This is a genomic window from Capnocytophaga gingivalis (genome assembly GCF_002302415.1).
GTDB classification, from domain to species: domain Bacteria; phylum Bacteroidota; class Bacteroidia; order Flavobacteriales; family Flavobacteriaceae; genus Capnocytophaga; species Capnocytophaga gingivalis.
Genome location: NZ_CP022386.1, coordinates 648,821 through 672,845, shown reverse-complemented (window position 1 = coordinate 672,845; position 24,025 = coordinate 648,821). Strand labels below are relative to the sequence as shown.

Annotated in this window: 15 protein-coding genes; 6 read left to right on the top strand and 9 right to left on the bottom strand. The window is 39.4% G+C overall.

The genetic code is table 11. The annotated features are described in order from the left end of the window. Positions 1–2 precede the first annotated feature (2 nt). Positions 3–905 (top strand): flavodoxin, encoded by a 903-nt coding sequence (locus tag CGC50_RS03150; RefSeq protein ID WP_095909645.1) that lies wholly within the window; start codon positions 3–5, stop codon positions 903–905. Between the two features lie 198 nt (positions 906–1,103). Here the strand turns inward: CGC50_RS03150 and CGC50_RS03145 are convergent, their stop codons facing one another. The 6 genes from CGC50_RS03145 to CGC50_RS03120 all read right to left on the bottom strand — a co-directional run bounded on the left by CGC50_RS03145 (position 1,104) and on the right by CGC50_RS03120 (position 10,642). Continuing rightward, positions 1,104–2,300: an HmuY family protein gene (locus CGC50_RS03145; RefSeq protein ID WP_232781175.1), complete on the bottom strand. Its 1,197-nt coding sequence runs from the start codon at positions 2,298–2,300 to the stop codon at positions 1,104–1,106. 12 nt (positions 2,301–2,312) lie between these two features. Next, a complete protein-coding gene (locus CGC50_RS03140; RefSeq protein WP_095909643.1) occupies positions 2,313–4,415 on the bottom strand; it encodes a TonB-dependent receptor plug domain-containing protein in 2,103 nt (700 codons plus the stop codon). After that, the gene (locus tag CGC50_RS03135; protein WP_095909642.1) at positions 4,408–5,280 is read right to left on the bottom strand and encodes a lipocalin-like domain-containing protein; all 873 of its coding nucleotides are present in this window, start codon (positions 5,278–5,280) and stop codon (positions 4,408–4,410) included. The genes CGC50_RS03140 and CGC50_RS03135 overlap by 8 nt, the downstream gene beginning before the upstream one ends. Before the next feature lie 12 nt (positions 5,281–5,292). Beyond that, a complete protein-coding gene (locus tag CGC50_RS03130; RefSeq protein WP_095909641.1) occupies positions 5,293–8,202 on the bottom strand; it encodes a leucine-rich repeat domain-containing protein in 2,910 nt (969 codons plus the stop codon). Between the two features lie 84 nt (positions 8,203–8,286). Next, positions 8,287–9,465: a leucine-rich repeat domain-containing protein gene (locus CGC50_RS03125; RefSeq protein WP_002670681.1), complete on the bottom strand. Its 1,179-nt coding sequence runs from the start codon at positions 9,463–9,465 to the stop codon at positions 8,287–8,289. 7 nt (positions 9,466–9,472) lie between these two features. Continuing rightward, complete coding sequence (locus CGC50_RS03120; protein WP_111986515.1) at positions 9,473–10,642, bottom strand: leucine-rich repeat domain-containing protein; 1,170 nt, start codon at positions 10,640–10,642, stop codon at positions 9,473–9,475. A gap of 420 nt (positions 10,643–11,062) precedes the next feature. On the opposite strand from CGC50_RS03120, the gene CGC50_RS03115 reads away from it, so the two are divergent. From CGC50_RS03115 to CGC50_RS03095, 5 genes are all read left to right on the top strand, one after another. Beyond that, complete coding sequence (locus CGC50_RS03115) at positions 11,063–14,098, top strand: thrombospondin type 3 repeat-containing protein (RefSeq protein WP_095909640.1); 3,036 nt, start codon at positions 11,063–11,065, stop codon at positions 14,096–14,098. A gap of 3 nt (positions 14,099–14,101) precedes the next feature. Beyond that, on the top strand, positions 14,102–14,998 hold the full coding sequence (locus tag CGC50_RS03110) for a PorP/SprF family type IX secretion system membrane protein (protein WP_095909639.1): 897 nt from the start codon (positions 14,102–14,104) through the stop codon (positions 14,996–14,998). Positions 14,999–15,080: 82 nt separating this feature from the next. Further along, positions 15,081–16,538 (top strand): MFS transporter, encoded by a 1,458-nt coding sequence (locus CGC50_RS03105; protein ID WP_095909638.1) that lies wholly within the window; start codon positions 15,081–15,083, stop codon positions 16,536–16,538. 90 nt (positions 16,539–16,628) lie between these two features. Next, a complete protein-coding gene (locus tag CGC50_RS03100; protein WP_095909637.1) occupies positions 16,629–18,083 on the top strand; it encodes an MFS transporter in 1,455 nt (484 codons plus the stop codon). A gap of 33 nt (positions 18,084–18,116) precedes the next feature. Further along, positions 18,117–18,848: a lysophospholipid acyltransferase family protein gene (locus tag CGC50_RS03095; protein WP_095911268.1), complete on the top strand. Its 732-nt coding sequence runs from the start codon at positions 18,117–18,119 to the stop codon at positions 18,846–18,848. Positions 18,849–18,857: 9 nt separating this feature from the next. On the opposite strand, the gene CGC50_RS03090 is transcribed toward CGC50_RS03095, so the two are convergent. Genes CGC50_RS03090 through CGC50_RS03080 form a run of 3 tightly spaced genes read right to left on the bottom strand, consistent with a single transcriptional unit; the run spans position 18,858 to position 24,006 of the window. After that, positions 18,858–20,201: an SWIM zinc finger family protein gene (locus tag CGC50_RS03090; RefSeq protein ID WP_095909636.1), complete on the bottom strand. Its 1,344-nt coding sequence runs from the start codon at positions 20,199–20,201 to the stop codon at positions 18,858–18,860. A 40-nt stretch (positions 20,202–20,241) separates the two neighbouring features. Beyond that, a complete protein-coding gene (locus CGC50_RS03085) occupies positions 20,242–21,438 on the bottom strand; it encodes a hypothetical protein (protein WP_095909635.1) in 1,197 nt (398 codons plus the stop codon). 3 nt (positions 21,439–21,441) lie between these two features. Continuing rightward, positions 21,442–24,006 (bottom strand): DUF6493 family protein, encoded by a 2,565-nt coding sequence (locus tag CGC50_RS03080; RefSeq protein ID WP_095909634.1) that lies wholly within the window; start codon positions 24,004–24,006, stop codon positions 21,442–21,444. Positions 24,007–24,025 lie beyond the last annotated feature (19 nt).

The following is a 24,025-nucleotide window of genomic DNA, read 5'->3' as shown; positions in this document are numbered from 1 at the left end:
GGATGAAACGTATATTAGTAATATATTACACCCAGTCAGGTCAACTCAAGGAAATAGCGGATAATTTTGTAGCTCCTTTTCAAAAACAAGGGATCCCTGTAGATTTCTATGAGATACAAATGGAGACTCCTTATTCTTTTCCATGGACAAATGAGAGTTTTTTTGGGGCTTTTCCAGAGTCTTTTTTAGAGTTACCTCAACCAATAAAGGCAATGCCTCCTGATATCGAGACACAAGAATATGATCTTGTGGTTTTAGCCTACCAAGTATGGTATCTTTCCCCATCTATTCCGGTGACTTCCTTTCTTAAAAGTGAGCAAGCACGAGTACTTTTGGAGGGAAAACCAGTAGTAACTCTCTCAGGGACTCGTAATATGTGGATAAAAGCACAAGAGAAAGTACGAAATATGCTTGTGAAGAAGGGTGCCCGTATAGTAGCTAATATTGCTCTTACCGATCGTCATTATAACCATATCAGTGTACTGACAATTGTTCATTGGCTCTTTACAGGCAAGAAAGATAAGTACTTAGGTATTTTTCCTCTACCGGGAGTTTCTCAAAAGGATATAACCAATGCTACTCAATACGGAGAATTGGTTTTAAACCATTCACAAAAAGGAGAGTATCAGCAGTCTTTGCAAAAAGAGATTGTTGCTCAAGGGGGGGTACAAGTAAAGCCCTTTCTACTCTCAGCTGAAAAGAAAGCCAATCGTCTGTTTGGCATTTGGGCAAGAGCTATTTATCAGAGTCCCCGAAGGAAGTTTCTCCTTAAGTGTTTCCATGCATATCTGTACTTTGCTATATGGATACTAATGCCTATTGTATGGCTCTTCTACTGGCTTACCTATCCGCTTTTCTATAGGAAGATAAGGCGAGATTGTAAGGAAGTAGCCGAGAGGTGCTAAAAAAGAGGCTGTCCGAAAAGTCTTGTTTTTAGCGGGCAAATTGCATCACATACTCCGCTTGTTCGCGGACTTTGCCCCTATAACAGAATCTAAAATACCTGATTTTCAATAGAATAAAATATAAAAATATTCAATTTAAACTTTTGAAAGACAATATTTTAGACTTTTCAGACAGCCTTTTTGTTTTACCCTTTGTCTCTACTTTAGCAACTCATATTCGAAGGCAGGGTAACCACGCTCTCCTTTATCATTTTTCATAGATAATATCTTGAGCTTGAAGTAGTTTCCATCTCCATCTTTGATAAGATAAAATAACTCATTTCTTATAAGAGCTCCCTGTTGGTTATCACGCCAATTTCTACCTATAATCATCTGGTTATTATATTTTTCTAAAGAAAAATTAATTTTCAAGGCTTTCTCCTTCGTATAAGCGCTATATTCAACATTACGCTTTTCTTCACTCTTATCAGAGGATTGAAATATAGTAGCTTTGGTTTGGCCATGTAGGTTACTGATAATCATATCAGGAAAAAAAGTAGTACTATTAAAAGGAGAACCTATTTTCTCTTTTTCAGTACTGAACCAACTAGTAGAGGGGGTAAAGCATAGATCCCAGTTCTTCTTTTTAGGCTGTACTTGTACCTTTTGTCCAGTAGTAAGGCTTAAGAAGACAAAGTTATATTCAGGATCCTTTGAGATAGTAACAGTTTTGATATCTTTGAGTTCATCATTTTTGGCATAAGAGATCTCATATCCATTACCACTTCTTTTTACACGTATCTTCATAAAACCTCGGTGTGCTCCTTGTAGGTTTATACCTCCAGTTTCAGGAGTAGTGGTACTTATCTCATTCCCAAGGTTTAGGAGGTATACTTTATTTTCTCCTTCCTTTTCAGAAATCTGTGCAATAGCCGTACCGGTTCCTTTTAGTCCTGCTTCTTCTTGTAGGATACCTCTAGGATCATCAATTAGGTGATCGGCAATAGGTTTTCGAGAAGGTAGCTTAGGGTCATCATCAAAGAGAATTTCAGATACAGGAGCTACAAACTTGTGTATATCGGTAAAAGGAGTTTCCTTTACCGTCATAGCAATAGAGGGATTTAGGATAACCCTGAAATCGTCTCCACAATAGAAAGCTAAGTCCCAAGCATCTCTTCTTATGGAAGTCATTTTCCCAGAACTGAGATCTACATATACCTGATTGGGTTCGTTAGCTCCACCTACTTCAGGGAGTAGGGTATATGCCTTACCTGCTTCTATAAGATTCTTCTCAGGAGAAGGGGTAGGAGCTGGGGAGGGGGTAGGGGGGAGCGGTTTTTTCTCCGCTTCATCTGCTTTAGAGCAGTTTACCAATAGCCCTCCAATGAGGGAGAGCATCAAAAAATATTTTCTCATATCTTTATGTAATTAATTTATATTCAGGTTATAAGTAAGCTTTAGAAAATAGTTTCGTCCATTTCCCATAGGAAAGTTAAGTCGCACTTTTTCCCCAGCCATAGTTTTTTGATACAGTCCCACATCCATAGTATTAAGTACATTTCGTGAGCCTAAGGTGATTTCTAACTTTCGCTGAAAGCATCTTTTTTGTATAGAAACATCCAACCACCCATAGGGGTCTAAGTCAGCTATGACATATCCTGTACTGGACATTTGCCACATCTGAGACTTTCCTACAAATTTGTAATAAGCTGAAAAAGAAGTATTCCACTTCTCTATTGTATAGGAAAGGCTAGCATTGGCATTGATATTCAGTAGGTAGCGATCATCAGTTCTATAGCGTTCTGTATCAATTTTTTGAGAAATCCAAGTAAAAGCACCTCTTAGGGAAGCCTCCCAGGCTGATAACTTTAGACTGTGAGAGGTAGAGAGGTTATAGCTTGTGTACTTACTGATATTAATATATTGTGTATGCGGCATTCCATTGGTCATATCCAAGAGTACACTATGGATTTTGTCCTTGATATTGTTATAATCAAGCCCTAAGCTCTGGGTTAGTACCCCTTCTTCTCCTATGAGAGAAGTTTTTTTGATACTAGTCTCTGCCGAGAGGCCTTTTTCAGGAAGTAGGTTCTCATTTCCTAAGAAAGCATGCCCTAAGAAGACACTCTTAGTATAGAGTTCCTCAAAGCTGGGAGTCCTATAGGATTTTCCTACAGAAGCCCTCCATTCCCAATGGTTATCAAGAGTCCATCTACTACCCAAGGAATAAGCATATTGGTTCTGAAAAAGGCGCTGGAAGGAAACTCGGCCCCCAGGGCGAAGGGAAAAATGATCAGAAAGATGCCATTCTAATACAGAATATAGGTCATAGTTATCCACCTGTCGCTCTACCTCCTTGAGGGTTTGTCCTTGATCGCTGATCAAGGAGAATCCCGTATTACGTGTCAGTTCATACCCCATTTGCCAGAGGAGTTTCTTATGGGCTAAGGGACGACTTACACTTCCGGTGGAGTAGAATACCCGCATCGAATGTGTTTTTCTTTCCTTATTATTGATTTCCTTTTGATACTCGATCATATAGCGAAACTCTTCTTCTTTGCGTTCTTGGTATTGGTAAGAGAAAGAAACATTATAGAGCCACTTGGAGAGTGCTCCATTGAGATTCAGATGATGGAAATAGCGCAAATAAAAGTCACGACGGTCATCCCCAAAATGATAACTTCTGTAGAGAGGACTAAAGGTAGATTCAGCAGTGCGATCATAAGCTTCAAACCGTTCGTTCATATATTCAAACTTATAGAGGAGCTTTAGCTTATCTTTTCGATAGCTAAGTAGAGCATTGCTCTGTAGGCTCTCATAGGGTGAGGTACGATACCCTCTTTTCCCATCTGTTTGGAAATAGTTTTTTCCATGATATCCATTCCAAAATCCTTGATACTTATTGTGAGTACTTCCCAAGGAGAAAAACCAAGAATCATTTAGGCTATGAGAGGCCTTGAAGGTTTGTATATGCCGCCCCTTATTCGAAAGATTGTATTCGGAACCGATACTTTCTTCCTGTATAGTATAGCCCACTTCCCAACGATGTTTGTTTGTTTTCTTAGTAATGATGTTGAGTATACCCGTGACAGCATTAGCTCCATGGGTGACTCCCATAGCTCCCTCTACAATTTCGATACGTTCTACATCATCCAAGTTTACCTGAGAAAGGTCTGTATTATTACCAAAACCATTCTCACTGACTAAGGGAATATTATCTACCAGAACCTTGAAATAGTTTCCTCCTAATCCCATCATGGATACTGTCTGTTTTCCAGTATTTACATTGGGAAGTACTGAGATATTGACATATTGGTTGAGCACATCAGCGAGGTTTACTGCACCCATTTTTTGAATCTGTTCTTTGCTAATGACCTGTACATTCTTAACAGATTTCTTAATTGATTGGGGTTCTATTTGAGCAGATACGACCACAGAATCCAAAGAATACATCTTATCTTTTTCTTCTTGAGATAGGAGGATATATGGGAATAAAGAGAAAAATAAGGTAAAAAAAATCCTATTACTCATCAGTATATTTCTTTTCTTTTCTATAAAATTTCTGTTCTAAATCCCCATTGGCTATATATCCAAATAGTTCCAAGGTGCCATCGCTGAGGAAGAATTCTCGGTTACCTTTGAATCCATTCCTTTTGGAGGTAACGATGATTTTACTCAGATCTTCAGAAATCTCATACGCTCCTTGGTAGATGACTTCTTTACACTGTAAGCTACCCAAATCATATTGATAGATTTTGATATCTGTATCTGTAAATATGATTTTTTCTTTAGTCATACATTGTCCATTTTCCAGTATATCATTGTAATCATATCCCGCTCTTTTTAAGTGATGAATATACCAAGTACCCACCAATTCCTTTTTAGGATTGTATAGGTAATCCTTTTTATAGGTGGTAGTTACTGTGATAGTTTTTCCATCTTTCTGTTTTAGAGGAAAACTAAGGGTAAGAATATTTTCCTTAATCCGATAGGTGTAAGTCTCTTTTTGGGCTCCTTCTGTAAGGGTAAGTTGATCTTTCTGAATACTTACGGTATATTGGTGAGAATTATGTTTGCATTCTCCCAATTCTTTGTCTAAGTAATAAGAAACTTCTGATGCCTTGTACTCCTTGGAAAAGGTAATAGAGGATTGTCGCTTACAGTTGGAGAGCTCTCTCTCCAAAGGATCATTGCTATCTTTGATAGAAAGTAAGCGCCATTCTCCTTCGAGTAATTCCTCGGGGGTCTTCTCCTTGGTGGGTGGAGTAGGAGGTATAGGTGTAGGCTGAGGCTTCTCTGGTGTAGGATTGCCAGGGTTTTCTTTTCCTTGAGAGTTCTCCTTTTGACAAGCAAATAGCAGTAAGGAAAGTAAGGAAAGTATATATATTCTTTTCATCTTTATAAGTAATTATTTTCTTGTTTTTCTATTAGTTAGCTCAGAAATAGATTTTATTTTATTTTTATAGGGTTCCCAATCCATATCGTTCTTGTACTCATCTACAAGATCATTAGGGACATAGATGGTAGCATTTAGATAACCTAATTGATTGTGGAAAGGAGCTACTTGTGTATGACGCAATATGATAGTTTTCAAAGCATTGCAATCATCAAAAGCACCACCTCCTATACGTCTGACGTACTTAGGAATATTTATTTTGGCAAGTTTAGTACATCCTGAGAAAGCTCTAGCGCTTATTTCATCAAGATTTGCTCCAAACTTGATACTTTCTAAAGCGGTACAATTTATAAAGGCTTCACTGTCTATAAAATTGATTTTATCGGTTAGGATAACTGTTTTTAAGTTAGGAAGTCCTTTGAAAGCTCCCTCACCAATCATTTCTACCTCACTTAGTTCAGGATATTTGGTAAGATCCGCTACTTCTTCATTGGTATCTAGCCATTTGCTAAGAGTATAACCATCTGATTCGAATGGTTTTGCCATAGCAGCTGGGACTACTGTAATGGTGAGTTTACGAGACTCATAGTTTTTGGCTTCTTCATTGTCCTCGGAATCATGATCCTTGTTGTCATTTTTGTCTTTCTCTTCACTAACACTATTGAGGTCACGTACATAGAGAGTTTCTTCTCCCTTGGCTTTCCCTTTGATAGTAAGTGTTCCTGCTTGGTTAAAGGTTAGTTCTACATAAAGGCTGGAGGTTTTACTTAATTCATATTTTCCATTGCCAGTGATAGTTACAGTTTTTGTCTCACCTACTTTCACATGTATGGTAGAAGGGGAGATATGAAAGGGAACTAAAGCTTGTGTAACTTTTACAGTAAGCTCAAGGGTCTTATTGGCACGCTCGTCTTTGATAGAGATACTTCCACTACCTACAGTTTTCCCTTTGAAGGTAATCAGATGTTCTGTCTGAGAGACTACCTCTACCAAAGAGTTTTGACTTATCTGGTAACGTCCTCCTCCCTCTACAGCAATGGATTGAGTTTGCCCTACTTTGATATTCAAGGTACTTGGATTGATACTAAAAGGCCTTAGGACAGCAATATGTAAGGGCAGTTCCTTGTTCGCCTTTTTGTCTTTTATCTTAATGGTTTCTTCTCCTGCTTTTATAGCTTTTACGATAAGCGTTTTCTTATCATCTGATAGGGTAAGCTGTGCCATTTGGCTGTTTCCTATCTCATAATCTTCATTTCCTTGTAGGATTACTCTTTTCTCTTCGTTCATCTTTAGAGTGAGTTGGCTTGCAGATAGGCTAAATTCTTTGATAGAGGGTGCTGCGGCCGTTACTTTGATACTTAGGGTAGCTGACAGATTGGCTTTCTTATCCTTGATAACCACTTGTGTATCTCCCTCTTGTAATCCCTTGACTATAAGTTTCTTTTTATCTCCAGAAAGACTGAGGTTTACATGAGCATTGGTAGGGATTTCATAGTCTCCATTGCCATCTATGATGACTTCTTTGCTCTGCCCAACAGTAAGAGTTAATTGCTTGGGAGAAAGTGTAAAAGGATTGAGTACTGTGATAGAGATTTCTACTTTCTCTTTGGTTATCTTATCCACAATGATAGCTTTGAAAGCGCCTACTTTTTTCCCTCGGACACCTAATATTTTCTGATTGTTAGTGATTCCAATAAACGCAATTTCTTTAGAGCTCTCTGGTCTTTCGAGATCATAATCATCGTTTCCAGATACAATTTCTAACTGTTTTACCTCATCTACAAAAAGAGTTACCTCAGTAGGGCGGATAACTAAGTGCTTGAATTCCTTGTTTTTGTTGATAATAGTAGCGTAGTTATGCCATCCTTCTTTGTCACGATAGGTCTGGGTCACATGCTCTGGTACAAAGATATTCTGTAGGGTAGAGGAGGGGAAAGGTTCTATCGCTTGTTGTGTTTGGGAATCTATGCCAAACTTCAGGGCAGGTGGGAGGGTGGCTTCTATCTTAATGGTCTTCAGGGCTGTTTCTTGGAAAGCCGCTAAGCTGATAAGGGTCACATTCTTAGGAATTGTGATTTCAGTAAGCTCTTTATTGCCAGCAAAAGCCTGCTGGTTAATTGTCAGTAGGTTCTCAGGGAAATGTATTTCCTTGAGCCCTGCATCAGCAAAAGCAAGAATACCTATCTCATTAATTGTGTTAGGAAGGTGTAAGGTACTAAGGCTCTTACATTCTTCAAAAGCTCTTTTAGGAATAGAGGTAAAGGAATCATTTTCAGGAAGTGTAACTTCCTTTAGTGCTGTACAACCAGCAAAAGCACCTTCACCTATAGAAGTTATAGAATTAGGTAGCTTGATAGTCTCTAATTTGGATACCTTTGCAAAGCTTTCCTTAGAGAGGAAAACAATCTTTTCATGAAGTGTAATTTTCTTTAGGGTACTATTTTCCTTGAAAGCACCTTGTCCGATAGAAGTAATTTCTTTGAGAATAGGGTCAGAAGAAAGGTCAAGTTCTTCCAAATGAGTATCATTCCACTTAAGCAGTGTTTTTTTGTCTTCACTCAAGGTATAGTAAGAAGGAGGAATGATTGCTTGTATGGAGATAGTAAGATCTGTCTTGCTGAGCAGATCAGTGACAGAGGCGGTTGTAGTACCTGACTTAAGAGCTTTTATAAGGATATTTTGATTTTCGTTGTTTAGAGTGATTTCTGCAATTTCCTTACTTTCAGTACTTTGATTAATTCTATATGAGCCATTGCCAGAGCTAATGGTAAGTGTTGTAGTTTCTCCTATGGGTACTTTTACCTCGGTAGGGGTAAGTTCGAACGGCTTCAAAGAAGCGTTGTTTTTGGATTCCTCTTTGCTACAATTGAGGATAAGAATAGCTGTGAAAATGGCTAAACTGGCTAAGAATACTTTTTTCATAAAGTGATAGTTGGAATTAAAAAATAGAAGAATGATTAGGGGCTGACTTAGCCTACACTGATGCAGGCTAAGTCAAACTCCTTTTTATTGTTTGGGCATTTTGGAGATAGGTTTTATCTTTCCCCAATCGGGTTCCCATTCTGGGTCATTTTTGTAGAGGGTTACACTTTCATCAGGAACGTATATGTCCACAAGTTCTTCGAAATCAGCTAAGTGATAGTTAGGCCACTTAGGAATCTCTTTGGAGTGGAGTACAAGGGTATTTACATTATGGCAGTCTGAAAATGCTCCTTCTCCTATGCGTTCTACACTTGCAGGAATCTCAAAATGAGTGAGTTCTGTACAATGGGCAAAAGCACTACTTCCGATTTCTTTAAGGCCTTCACGCAGTTTTATTTTCAGTAGTTTTTCATTGTTGGCAAAGGCATATCCACCTATCTTGCGTACGGAGGAAGGTAGGTTAATTTCTTCAAAACTTGCATCTGAGAGAGAAAAATCTCCTATGCTCTGTATTCCTTCATTAAGATTGATGACCCTAAGTCTAGGACATTGGTTGAATAGTCCTCGTACAATTTCCTTGATACTACCAGGAAGAGTGACCACTTCTAAGAAGGGCAGTGCGGAGAAAGCACTTTCTTCTATTTTGGTTACATTGTCAGAAATGATAATAGAAGTAAGACCATACGAAGGGGTAAAAGCTTCTTTGGCAATAGTAGTTACTTGATTGAGTTTCGAGTCAGTACGCATGTCAATGTGTATAGTACGTTGGTTTACCCAAGCAAGGAGGGTTTTGCCATCTTTGCTAAGCCTATAGTCAGGCCATTCGTCTTTGGGAGTATGAGGGGTTCTATCCCCCAATTCGTAAGGGTTGCCCCAACCTTGTTCACTTTTAGGACCATACATCTTAAGATTCTGTTTGTCAATGTATAAGTCACCTATTTTTCCTTGGTCAGCTGAGGGAGCACCTTGACCAGATACAAAAGTATTACCAGATAACTGCTTGTCATCAAGGAGCTTGATAGGATTTTTTCCCCAACCATTTTCTTCGGATTTGGGGCCATAGAGAAGTCCTGTGAGCTTATCAATATAATAATCACCTGCTTCTCCTTTGTCCAAGAGTGGAGTGCCGTCACCTATATAGATACGACTGGCTTTTTTTACCTTGAGCTGCTCTACTGTTTCCTTGTTACAACTTGTAGAAATAAAGGCGATAGTGAATAATCCCAAGGTAGATATAACAATTGATTTGATTAGATTTCCCATGGAATTATTATTTAATAGGATGAATAATATTTTTATAGTCAGAGAGTTGAGCTTTATAATCCTCTATGAACTGCTCAGGGACATAGATTTTTTCAAGAGTAGCGACTCCTTCGAAAGGACTTCCAGTACCCTGTCCGAGACCACTCTCAGGGACATTTCCTTTGAAGGTTACCTCTGTCACCCCAGAATCCTTGAAGATTCCAGCACCTAAGCCTTTCAAAGAAGCTGGGAATACCACCTTTCGTAGGGTTTTACAACCTTGAAAAGCATTGGTATAGATATTCTCTATACCTTCTTTGAGGACAACTTCTTCTAAGGCTTCACATTTCTCAAAAGCAGCCCCATGTATATTTTTACAAGTAGAAGGAACTACTACTTTTTTAAGTTTTACACAGCTGACAAAGGCTTGCTGGCCTAAGACCTCCAATCCTTCAGGGAGCTCCATGGTTTCCAAGTATAAGCAATACTGAAAGGCAGTTTCCTCTATGGTAGTTAGTTTGCGATTGAATACAAATTCTTCCAAATAAAAACAGTTCTTAAAAGCAGAGGCTCCTATGATTCCCACTTGGTCGCCGAGAACAAATTTCTGTAAAGCACGTTGCTCAGAAACAGCCCCAATTTCGAGCTTTTCTACTTGGTTTAGCTTGGCATCCTTACGCATATCAATAACTTGAGTTTTGGGGTTCGTCCAAGCAAGTAGGGTTTTCCCTTCATCTCCTAAGCGGTAATTAGGTAAGGAAGCATCGTTATCCTGATTGGAACCATTGTTAGGGTTTCCTCCCAGTACGATACCATTTCCCCATTGGTTTTTAGTCTTGGGGCCATAGAGTTTTTTAGTCTCTTTGTCAAGATACCAATCTCCCTCGTTTCCATCGGTATTCTTAGGCATTCCAGTGCCGGAGAGGATACGTGCTTTGCTACTGATATCTTTTCCAAAGCGAACAGGAGCACCCCAACCTCCCTCTTCGGCAGATTTTTTGGGACCATAGAACTCTGCTGTTTTTTCATTAATGTAATAATCCCCAACTTTTCCCACACTATCCACAGGAGGCGTTTCCCCCCTTAGGATAGCAGATCCAGCTTGTTCTACCTCACGCTCTTCGGTAGTTTGTTTAGTACATTGCACTGTAGTAGTGAGACTTAGGAGCATCACTGAGCAGATGATTATTTTTCTCATTTTTGTGTAAATTATAGATTGTAAAAATTAATTCTTATTTTATATGAACTTAAGATAAGGCTCATGTATGATAATCTTTAGAAATGTAGAAATAAACTAAGATTAATTATAAATAACATCTTTGGCTGCAAATTTACGTTTAATTCTTTTTTAATCCAAATTAGGATAGAATATTTTTAAGATGTAAATCAAAAAAAATATCTAAAAATATCTAAATTAATAGTGATATTTACTAACATATTTTTGATTAAATGTTAAATTTTTTAAATTAATATATTCATTTGTAGTGTGTTAAAGAAGAAATCTTAGCAAGGATATAAAATTTATCTAAAAATCTCAGTAAAAAGTGGTAACTTTGCAACGCTTATAAAAACAAATAAATAATCTAAATAAAAATACTTTTATCTAAAACAAATCTTCATGTTCACAATCAAATTACGTTCTTTGGTGTTGTTATTACTTTTATTCTCATGGCCAAAACTCTACGCACAATCTTATTGGAAAGAGAATAATACACAACGATCTACAGCACAGGAAAAAACTTACACTTATTACACTCTTGAAAGAAAAGCTTTTGAAAAAGCTTTGCACAACACAAGTGCACGTTCGTCCCAAGACTATACCTATATAGATATACCGGATGGTACTTCCGTAAAAACCTATAAGGTACGCAGGACAGCAGTGCTTTCTCCTGAGTTGGCACAGAGATATCCTCAGATAGAGACCTATTCGGGCTATGCTCTTGATAATTCAGATCAATTAGTTAGCTTCACTTGGTCTCCAGCGGGGTTGTCGGCTATATTTCAACAGGATTTTAGTTATACTTTTGTACAACCTATCGATAGGAGAGGGAAAAATCATAAGGTGTATCAAAGAAGTGATGTCTTAGAGAGTGTACATTTTGATTGTACTACCCAAGGTGCCACTAAGAAAACACCCACTTCTTCTCCTACACAACGTAATAGCTATGAGAGCGAACATACATTGCGGACTATACGTATTGCTGTGGCTGCTACCAGCAGTTTTACACAATACTTCGGAGGGAAAATTCAGACGCTTGCTCAGATCGCTTCAACCATTCAGCGAGCTAACCAAGTATATCGTTCCCAGATGTCTGTACAGTTCCAATTGGTCAGTGGGGAGGAGACACTTATCGAACATAGAAGGGATGATAATCTCTCAAACTATATCAATCAAAATTGGACAGGTTCTCAGTTACAGAAATTCTTGGATGATAGGGTCGGAACGGCTAATTATGATGTAGGTCACTTGTTCCACAATACCACTAATCCCAATGGGAATGCAGGGTGCATAGGCTGTGTGTGTGATGATAACAGCAAGGGAAAGGCTTTTTCAGCAGGAAACTTAGGATCGATGGATATAGATCGCTTTGATATTGATTTCTTCTGCCATGAGTTGGGGCACCAAATGGGAGCAAACCATACACACAATCTGCAGAATGAAGGTTATGGAGTACAGGTAGAACCAGGTAGTGGATCTACAATCATGGGATATGCAGGGATTACAGGTAATAATGATGTACAATCTCGTACAGATCCTTATTTTAATCATATCAGTGTCCGACAAATAGTGGATTATATCAAAAAACAAAGTTGTCCCACCACTGAGAATGTAAGTAATACTCCCCCTCAGATAGCGGATTTGCCCAATTATACCATTCCTAAAGGGACTGCCTATGTACTTGATGGTACAGCAACAGATCCTGATGGGGATAAGCTCTATTACACTTGGGAGCAAGCAGATAATTTGGGTTCTATTACTTATGATCGCTTCTCTCCCAATATTCCTCGTGGGCCTATGGCACGTTCACTTCCTCCCACTGAGTCTACCCAGCGCTATATCCCTCGTATGTCACGTATCTTACAAGGAACTTTGACCGAAAGAAATCCTACCCGAAGAAGTGCTTGGGAGACAGTCTCCAATGTGAAGAGAAAACTTACATGGGCTTTTGTAGTAATGGATAAGAAGGTAGGAGCACGTAATGATAGGGAGCATGATCGGGTAACAGGGAATACCAGTTATGCCCTGATGGAGATCAATGTAGCCTCCGATGCAGGGCCTTTTAAGGTTACCTCGGATAAGAATAGAGCATATTGGTTTGTCAATAAGCCTCATACCATCACTTGGGATGTGGCTGATACAGACAAAGGAAGTGTCAATACCCAGAAGGTCAGTATCTATTTCTCTTTGGATGAAGGAGCAACTTTTCCTATCGTATTGGCTCGGAATATTCCGAATAATGGTAGCTATACCTTTACAGTTCCTACTTCTTTGGCCACCACTCAAGGAAGGTTTATGATTCGGGCTGAGGAGAATATTTTCTTGGCGGTGAACCTCGCGCCAATCACAGTACGTGAAGATGGAGATATGGATGGTGATGGAATCTTGGATAGCCAAGATAATTGTGTAGAAACACCCAATGCTGACCAAAAGGATACCGATGGAGATGGTATAGGGGATGTATGTGATGATGATCTGGACGGAGATGAGGTACTCAATGCATATGATAATTGCCCCAATACTCCCAATGCTGACCAGAAAGATACTGATGGAGATGGTATAGGGGATGTGTGTGATGAGGATATAGATGGGGATGGTGTCCCCAATGGTAGGGATAACTGCCCCTACAAACCCAATCCTGATCAAAAAGATTCTGATGGAGATGGAAAAGGTGATATATGTAGTGGGGATAGGGATAATGATAAGGTCTTGGATGAGGTAGATAATTGTCCTGATACCCCTAATCCTGACCAAGTGGATACCGATGGGGATGGTATAGGGGATGCTTGTGATGAGGATATAGATGGAGATGGAATACTCAATGCCCAGGATAACTGCCCTAAGACCTCAAACCCTGACCAGACAGATACTGACGGAGATGGAGTAGGGGATGTATGTGATGAGGATATGGATAATGATGGTATCCCTAACTCTCGGGATAATTGTCCTTATGTAGCCAATCCTGATCAAGCAGATACTGATGGAGATGGCATAGGCGATGTATGTGATGACGATATAGATGGGGATGGTGTCCCTAATGAGAAAGACAATTGTCCTACGAAGGCAAATCCTGATCAAAAAGATACTGATAAGGATGGAGTAGGGGACGTATGTGATACCGATGCTGATGGAGATGGAATAGCTGATGAGGAGGATAACGAATTTGATATAGTGCTGATTCCTAATGCATTCACTCCTAATGGTGATGGAATCAATGACAGTTTCTACATACAGCGAATAAGCTTGTACCCACAGAATACCTTACAAATATTCACACGTCAAGGACAGCTTATCTATCAGGCAAATGGATATAAAAACCAATGGCAGGGAATAGGTACCGATGGTATGAAAGTACCTCAAGGGTTCTATTACTATATACTTACTCTTAAAAAAGCGAAAGAAACCAAAGAAGGATGGTTGTATATTAATTACTAACAAATGAAAAAAGCACAAAAAATCTTATTATTTCTGACAGTAACCCTTTTTGGGGAAGTTCTCAATGCACAATCTACAGATTTTATCTTCTATGATCAGCTCAAGAATATAAATAACCCTGCTGCTGTAGGAGAAGAAAAAGGACATACAATTTCACTGAACTTGCGTAGCCAATGGATGCAATCCTTGAATGTAGATGCCCCTCAAGTACAGACACTCAATACCACTCACCGTATTACCAATCGTATAGGACTGGCTGGTTCGGTGGTCAGTGATAAGGTATTTCTACAGAGGCAAACGGCTTTTTTTGCTGATTTTTCTTATTCCTTGCCTCTTACAGAAAGCTCTACTATTTATTTAGGGCTTAAGGCTGGAGGAAACTTATATTACCTTGATGGAACACGCTTTAAGACCTATAACAAGGAGTATGACCCTTATCTACAAGGGATTTCAGGAAAATTCCAGCCCAATGTAGGGGTAGGTGTTTATTATACAAGACCGCAGTTCTATATAGGAGCTTCAGCTCCCAACCTGCTCGCTTCGGATAAAACAAAGCTTGTAGAGGATAGGGTAACCACAGTCTCTGAAAGAATGCTTCTCTATAGTACTGGGGGTTATTACTTCCCTCTTACAGAGGACTTTACAGTGAAGCCTTCTTATCTATTCTATGTTTCCAAAGGGAGTCAATATCAGCTGAGTGCTACAGCTTCTGTTATTTATAGGGATTTCTTGGAGGCTGGGGCTACTTATAGAACCACTCAAGCGGCCAATGGATATATATTGTTCAATATTCCTAAGTTCTATCTCTCAGTAGGTTATGGATTCGAAAGTACGCTACAGCCCAAGGCCTCAGCAAGTATACGCAATATCCATGAGTTTATGGTAAAGTTCAATTGGTGAGTCATAAAGTAAATTTTTAACAAATAATTTGCTTTTAAATAAGAGAAAAAACGTAGTTTTGTCTTTTTTTAAAACATAAAAAATGCAGGAGAACAAACCATCTTTTTCTCAGACAATTAAGTCTTTCTCGCCTACTTTTTGGGTTGCTAATTTTCTCCAAATCATGGAGCGTGGTGCTTGGTTTGGTATCTTTTCTCTTTTAGGTCTTTACTTAGTGGCTTCCACGGATGAGGGGGGATTAGGGCTCAGTCATATAGAAAAAGGAAATATATTAGCCAATGTAACAGCCATACAATTCTTTCTTCCTCTTTTCTTTGGAGTGATTGCAGATCGTATAGGCTATAAGATTTCTCTTATTATTGCTTTTGTAATCATAGGTGTGGGATATTACCTGATGGGAACCGTAAGTAGCTATTGGGCAGTATATCTGGCTTTCCTTTTTGCGGCTATAGGAGGTAGCCTTTTCAAACCAGTAGCATCAGGGATTATTGCCCGTACTACTGATGAACAGACCAATACTATGGGCTTTGGGCTCTTCTATCTGATGGCTAATATAGGGGGATTCTTTGGTCCTTCCTTTTCCTCCTACCTGCGTACTACTATGGGGTGGCGTATTATCTTCCTACAGGGAGCCATCATTATTTTTATCAACCTTCTGGTTGTATTGTTTTTCTACAAAGAGAAAAAAATAAACAGAGAGTATAATGTACCTATTCTTCAGGAGATAAAGGGTTCTTTTGGCAATATCATAGAAGCGCTTAGGGATAAGAAATTGTCTATACTTCTGTTCCTTATGGTGGGATATTGGATGGTGTATAATCAGCTTTTCTATACCCTGCCCAACTTCATAGAGGACTGGGTGGATTCTGCCCCAGAGAGTGCTTGGATCAATAAGTATATTCCCTTCTTAGGAACTACTCTTACTGAGAAAGGACAGATCAAAGCAGAGTGGTATGGGAATATCGATTGTGTGATGATTATTCTTTTTCAGGTATCAATCTCCTATATGGTGATGCGTATTAGGCAAATCAGTGCCCTGATTCGCGGAACACTGATCGCTACTTTGGGAGTAGTGCTTACTTTTGTTTTTAACAATGTATGGTTTACCATCATAGGTACGGTGATTTTTGCCATAGGGGAGATGATTGCAGGGCCTACTCTCTATGCCTATGTTGCTCAGATAACTCCTAAAGGGAAAGAGGCTCTTTACCAAGGGACTCTGTTCCTGCCGGTGGCAGTGGCGAATTATCTTACAGGCTTTGTTACTGGAGATCTGTATCAAAAGTGGTCGGATAAGTATTCCTTGCTCAAAGTGGAACTTCTTCAGCGCCAGCTCTCTCTACCAGAGGGCTTAAGCAAAAAACAGTTCTTTGAGCAAGCTGAGCAACAACTACACATGTCCCCCGCTGAGCTTACTGAGTTTCTTTGGAATACTTACCAACCTAATAAGCTGTGGTTTCTTGTTTTAGCGATGGGGGCTTTCACTATAATCTCTGTTTATATCTATAATAAAATGATGATAAAGACTAAAGAGAGATGAGGCTATTGATTGCCCACATGACTATACTTGACAATGGTTTGTTTTTTGGCATTATTTTTGTACTTTTGCGCCCATAACAAATACTAACGAATGTCAGAAACAAAGAAAACCTATACACAGACTCTAAAATCGTTCTCATCTACTTTTTGGGTAGGAAATTTCCTACAACTAACTGAGCGATGGGCGTATTTTAGTATCTTTTCACTATTAGCCCTTTACTTGGTAGCTGGTACCGATGAGGGAGGCTTGGGGCTTACTCATACCCAAAAAGGAAATATTATGGCACAAATCACCGCCATTTTATTTCTTTTGCCGCTGTTCTTTGGAGTGATTGCCGATAGGATAGGTTATAAGCTTTCCTTGCTAATCTCTTGTCTCATTATGGGAGTAGGCTACTACCTAATGGGTGCAGCTGTCTCCTACTGGGATATTTATCTTGCGTTCCTCTTAGCTGCAGTGGGATGTAGTTTTTTCCGCCCTGTAGTGCAGGGGATTATCGCACGCCATACCACTGAAGAGAATAGTACCTTAGGTTTTGGTTTTTTCTATATGGTGGGTAATATAGGAGGACTATTGGGACCAGCGATGTCGTCCTACCTACGTACTACTATGGGTTGGAAGGTGATTTTTGTACAAGCTATGGTAGTGATTGTCTTTAATCTCTTGGTAGTTGTTTTTTTCTATAAGGAGCCTAAAGCCGAAAGAAAGTATAATATACCCTTACTAACTGAGATAAAAGGTTCTGTACAAAACATAGTAGGTGCTCTTAAGGATAAAAAACTAACCATATTATTACTTCTTATGGTTGGTTTTTGGACAGTTTTTAATCAATTGTTTTACACTTTACCCAATTTTATAGAAGATTGGGTGGATTCTTCTCAGCAAAGTGACTGGATCAATCGTAATATTCCTTTCTTTGGAAGTACTTTTACTGAAAATGGACAGATAAAAGCGGAATGGTTTGGCAATATAGATTGTGTGATGATTATCCTAACTCAGATGGTAATTTCCTATTTTGTGATGAAAATGGATCAGGTCTCTGCTATGATTCGAGGGACTATAGTTATGACCATAGGGGTTACTCTTACTTTCATGTTCAAGGAAGTTATCTTCACTGTATTGGGAACGGCTATTTTTGCGATAGGGGAAATAGCAGTGGGTCCTACTATTTCAGCTTTTATTGCTAAAATCACTCCTAAAGGGAAAGAGGCTCTCTACCAAGGGACTTACTTCTTACCTATGGCCGTGGGGAGTTATCTCACAGGTTTTTTCTCAGGGGACTTATATGATAAGTGGTCGGATAAGCATTCTTTGCTAAAAATGGAATTGGAGAAACGTGCTATTACTTTGCCTGAAAGCTTGAATAAGAAGCAATACTTTGAGTTAGCTCAAGAAAAATTGCATCTTTCTGCTACAGAACTTTCAGATCTGTTATGGAATACTTATCATCCTAATAAGTTTTGGTATATCATCTTCGGATTAGGGGTACTGACGGCCTTTTCTATTTTTCTTTTTAATCGCTACTTGAAAAAATCTGCTCATTAAGTGATTCCTTCAATACCTAATAGCTACTCCCTAATTCCTAAATATCTCTTCTGGTTACTTTGGAGAACTTGGTTTTATATATTGGTAGGTACTCTTATAGTGCTTTTATTGCCAGTATTGCTTCTGCTTACCACTCATAAAAAATGGTATCGCTCCCTCTATTGGGTAATGCGACACCTGTGGGCTACACCTATACTCTATGCGATGGGCTTTCTCCCTAAAATAAGACGTGAATATACAGTGCCAAACGACCAGCATAGCTATATGCTGGTCGCCAATCATTATAGTATGATGGATATTATGTTGATGCTCTATTGCAGTAAAAATCCCTTTGTATTTGTAGGGAAGAAAGAACTCTCCAAACTGCCTCTCTTCGGCTATTTCTACAAGCGAGTGGCTATAATGGTAGATAGAAAAAGCCCTCAGAGTAGGAGGGAGGTCTATACCCAAGCTATGGAACGTATCAACAGAGGTCTCAGCATCTGTATCTTCCCCGAAGGAGGTGTCCCCGATGATGAGAGCATTGTATTAGATAACTTCAAAGATGGCGCCTTTCGCATCGCTATTGAGTGCCAAATACCTATCGTGCCTATGATCTTCTACGATACCAAAAAACGATTTCCTTTCCGCTTCTTCGCTGGTAGTATGGGCGTGATGAGGGTAGATGTATTACCTCCTGTCTATACACATGGCAAAACTCTTGAAGATAAAGATACCCTACGCGAAGAGGTGCGATCCCTTATTCTACAACGCCTAACTCACTAACTCATCAGTTTACTGACTCACCATCTTGGTCGCTAAAATATGTTTGCACAACCCTCTGTTGGTTTGGTGATTGGTGTACCAATTGCAAGTGCACTGTGCTTTCTCGCCGTCGAGAATAACGGTATGCGTAACTCCTCCTGTTCCTTTTACAATGGCTTTTACATAATCACCACGTTGCTCTACGATTTGTACTTCATTATTTTCAGTGAGCTTTTTGGCATTCTGCAATCGCGGATTCAAACTGATCAAACGCTGGGGTTTGAAAGGCAAACGGCGGTAGAAATAATTGCTGTCTGTTAGGTTGTAGCCTAATAGCCCTATACTCGAGAGCGATGCTTGCAGGGTCGCCATCGTGCCCATATTCACATCGTTTTCAATAGCTACCATTGCTGGTGAGAATACTTCGTTAGTTTTGAAGAAATTGTTAATCCCCACAAGCCATTCCATAGGTACTTCTTCGATCATATGCTCCAAGTATTTTCCTTCGCCCGAAAAACCTCGATATACATTGTCCGAGAGTAAAAAGAGCATTTCTACCCCTTTGAAATGCAACACAAAAGCTACTGATTGCTCACTGCTACTGCGGTATACATACAGGCTATCGGCAAGCAATAGTAAGCCCTGTAAGAGGTTCAAGCGGTGTACTCCTCCTATTTTGATAGCTCCAGCAGTTGCTGTGGGGGCAAAACTATAACCTACACCGCGTTTTACCAAGTAATAATCGTTTTTCACAGCTTGTTTGGGCAAAGAGCGGAAAAGCTGTATGGCTTCGGCTTTATTGAGGCGGTATGCCAAATCCATTTCCGAAAGATATACCTGTACGTTGCCCAATCCTTTGATCCAGCGGTTGGGAAGCGTTACTTTTTTCTCTACAGATTTGTGCTTTTCGGTGATGAAATGCGTCTGCTTTTGTCCTATCCCAAGCACCATTTTCTCCGAAGCGGTTACTGCATTGAAAGCGCGCACGGTTACATCGTTGAAATCGATATTAGTACAACCGCTCTGCAAGAAATCGCCGTCCAACACATCATTGCGTAACCCTACACGGGCATAAACGCTATTGCAAGAAGAGAAGCCCTCAAAAAGCAATTCGCCATTCCCTACCGAGATAATGGGGTCACGCAATTTTGCAAGCACTCCTGGGGCGATAGCAAACTGAGAGGCTACGGTCTTCGCCAGGGTAGCAAGACACTTAGCTACTACAAAAGGTTGCGTGATATTCCCCCAGAAAAAACAAGGTACTGCATTGTCTTCTTTAAGTTCTGAGCAGTGTGAAAAGATAAAATTCTTCTCGTGAGCGTTCGCCTCTTCTATCACCGAGGCAAACGGATAAGCATATTCAAAGTCGTTCATTTAATTTATCAATTTATTAGGCAAAGATACCATATTTATATTAATCCTTAAGACAATCCTCAAAATCATCACACAAAATGCAACCTTCTTTAAATACCTTCAGCAGATTGGCTTCCATGCATTTTTTCTGTTCTTTCTCTTTGTCAGTGAGTTTTTTCTTTTCTCTATAACTGTCGTAGCGTTTCAGTTCTTCAAATCTTTTCAAAATTGTTAAATGGTTTCTGTCATCTTTGTCCAAATCAATTCCACTGACAAAGGATTCTAACTCGTTTTTTATAGATTCATTTTTATAGTATGATTTTATAAAAAGCCAATCAAAATTATACGATATATAAACAAACTTCCCGAAATATTCTTCGGATTCTCTTTTTTCCTCTGACGCCCTCTCTTTAGCCAAAGCAATGGCTTTATCATATTCTTTTAGGTAGCAATAGGCTTGTATGGCTCTTCCAGAAAAATTCCTATATCCTGCAGATTTCTTTTCATAGTAGGATATAAACTCCTTATAATGAGCTTCTTTGTACAAAAAGCGCATTTTGAATATCACAAAAGGTTCTAAATCCCCATATTTGGATATCATTTCATCTATTCTTTTCAGATAATCAGCGTATTCCTCCTTGCTGTGCGTATTGCTATCTCCGTAATCAACATTAAGTTGCTTGAAACTCTCCATCCAAGGCTTGGGCTTACGATTGTTGGCATACTTAGGAGAGTCATACATTAGGTCGATAACCGAGAGGTGTTTATAGGTTTCAGGTGTAACTCCCCAACTCAGATACTTATCAGCTATTTCGCGTAATATGTAGTATTTATTAAACTCTTCCCTGCCGAGACTTTGGTAGTCATAAGAGCGTTTACTCAGTATATAAGGTTTGAACAGTACCAAAGAATCTATTTCTTCTACACGGCCAGCGCCATTCGTACCTATAACGCCTTCAAAATCAATGCGATAAGTTTTATTCTTATAGGTAATAACAAGCCCTTGTTGAGTCTTTGAAAAATGATTGGAAGGAGGTATAACTATCATTTTTTCCTCATTTCTTCCTACATAAAAATCTTCCTCAGCAACGATATTCGCCACTCTGTCCAGTTTTAAAAGCTTTACTTTTAATTGTTCAACATCAACAGGTCGTTTGTGTTCATCATATACATTCAACACACGCAATCCGCCGCCTCCCCCAGGCTGTCCCCAGAGTCGCACAGATACTAACAAAAAAATTACAATTATGATTCTCATTTTTTATGAAAGATTATAGGTTACTAATTTTTTATGGTTTGTAGGTTTCTTCTCTAATTTTTCAGCCAAAGGCAAATAGGCTTCTACTACCGCTTTTTGGAAAGCCTTTATTTTAGGGTCTCGGGTAGGGATATCCAAAAACTCCACAAAACGGGCTATGGGAGCGTATTTATGCGCTAAAAGGGTCCCGATGGCTTCGGCAAGGTAGGTGAGCGTTTCCCCTCTTTGGAGGGCTAAAAGTATATATTCAGTAGCCAAATCACGCAAATCCTTCCTTTCGGCTAAAAGACAAGTAGCGACCATTAGCCAACCGCTGTGATAAATAAGCAAGTTGTGTTGCAAAAGCAGACTCATCACACGAGTAGCTTCAGTAAGGGATTCTCCGTCCACACCTTGGGCATAAGTGAGCAGGTACTTGCACAGCCAACCATCTATATAGCGTGGGTTCACACTGAGTTGATAGTCAATATCCTCATCTTTCCCCTTGCTCATCGGCGATACATTGTAATAATTGGCTCCAAACTCGTTGTAATACACATAAGTGGCGTAAGTTTTATCCCAATTGTCCTCCAAAATAATTTTATTCCGTTCTACACCGTTAATTTTGGTAGGCTTCACTTCGTATTTCAGATAAAACGGACGTACCAAGCCTTGTAAGTTAGTTTTTTGTGGGATTTCTAACTCCGAAAATACCCCATCAACGTCTTTTAGGCGTAACACTTGCCCCCAGAGTACTCGCGTAGCATCAGTTACAGCTATTTGCTTGTTTACCTCAAAGTAATATTGCAAGGCAGTGGCATACTCACCTGTGAGTGAAAGAGCTAATTGCTTTTGCTCTTCGGTAACTTCCGTAGGCAGCAAACGGTTAAGCCCCACGATAACATCTTCTAACATAGGCGTTTTGCCAGCTTTTTCATATTGGATAATGCGCTCCAAGTATGTCTGTGTATCTATATAAAAAGGACTATGGGTAGGGGTACTCACAAAGGGAAGCGAGTTGCCTTGCTTGAGTTTTAGTAGCAGTCGCTTAGTTTTATCACGGAGGAAAGGCACAGGGTTATAGAGTTTTCTGCCAAAAATATCATCAGAGAGCGAGGCTTTGCCCTCCCAAACATCGATCACCCAGCGCATACATTTTCGGTAAGTAGTGAACTCAAAAGGCTGGTCGCCCAACTGCTTTTGGTATGGACTTATCTGCTGAGAGAAGTCAGCTGGAATTTGCGCTTGTAACTGGTTCAAGCCCTCAAAGAAAAGATCTAAAGCAAGAGGCGAACGCTCACGAATGCAGTCGCCAATAAGGAAGAGCAGGTCGTCCCAAGTATGAGGAATGCGAGCGACAGGAGCAATTTTTGGGGTGTGGGAGTTCTCGGAGTTTTCGGAGTTCTCTGAATTTTCTGATGGACTTAGGGTTACAAGGAGGTCTTGGGCTTTGCCTTTTAGGTAATCACGGTAAGGGGCGATGACTTCAGGGAGACCTTCGTGGTTAAAATAGGTGGTGAGGAGGTTGGCAACTTTTTCTTGGAGTTTTACGTCAGGGACGGTGAAGAGTACCGCTAATTGTTCGCGGTAGTCGGGATTAGTAGGGGCTTGCTTTTTGTAATGCTTTGCTAAAATATCCAAACCTATAAGTTGTGATTTGGCTATCTTTTGGGTAGTGAAGCATAGGGCAAAGTTATCAGCAAAAGATTGAAAGTCAAAGCCCTTTTCGCTGGATATCTCTTTGATGAGTTTCATCACAAAGTTCACCACCGATGTCTTGTCGCTACTAAGCAGGGCAAAAAGGGTGTGTTGGTTAGATAAAAGTTCTTGCGGGGTAGGCTCGAATGTTTCAATAATACGGCAATAAAAGTCAAGCACATTCTTTTTGTAAGGATTTAGTAATGCCTCTATATGACTACCTACTATACTACGGTCTGCGAAATATCCTTTAGCTTGCAAAATACTGTACAACTCTTTCCAAGCATCAGAAGGATAGGGTACCTCTTGGGTGATATGTTGGGGTACTACAGCAAAAATCTTTTTACTGATTTCCTTGTTTTCTAATAAGAAATTTACAAAAGGTTCATCGGTAATATGCTTATTGTTCCAAAAGAAGAATTTTTCTATAAAGAGATTTTCATTATAGGTAATAATACCCTTTTGATAAAGAGTCCAAAGGTTCTGAAAGGCAAATTCGGTTAGCAAATCTTCTTCAGAAAAAGATTTAAACAAAGTAATGAGGTATTTTCCTTCTTGGGTTTCTATCAAATTCAATATCTCTGAAAAGTGAATTCTACTCATATAGAGTATCATCTGATCATTAGAAGAAATTGTTTCTCCTGACAACTTTATTTCTTTCAATTCTTCACTTGTCCTACAAAGACATAAAAGTGAATACGAAAAATAATTTCTTTCTTCTAAAGCCAAGCGAGGAGCTTTATTTTGAGTATTGTGATATAGTTGTTCCCAACGGACTGTTTGCAAGGTATGTATAAGGCTATTGCGCTCTTCCTCAGAAAGACCAAAGCAAATATTGCGTATAGCGGTAAAATCGTGTGCCTTAATGGCAGAAAGTAAGTTTTCTTCCATAACTAAAAAATTTAAAAGT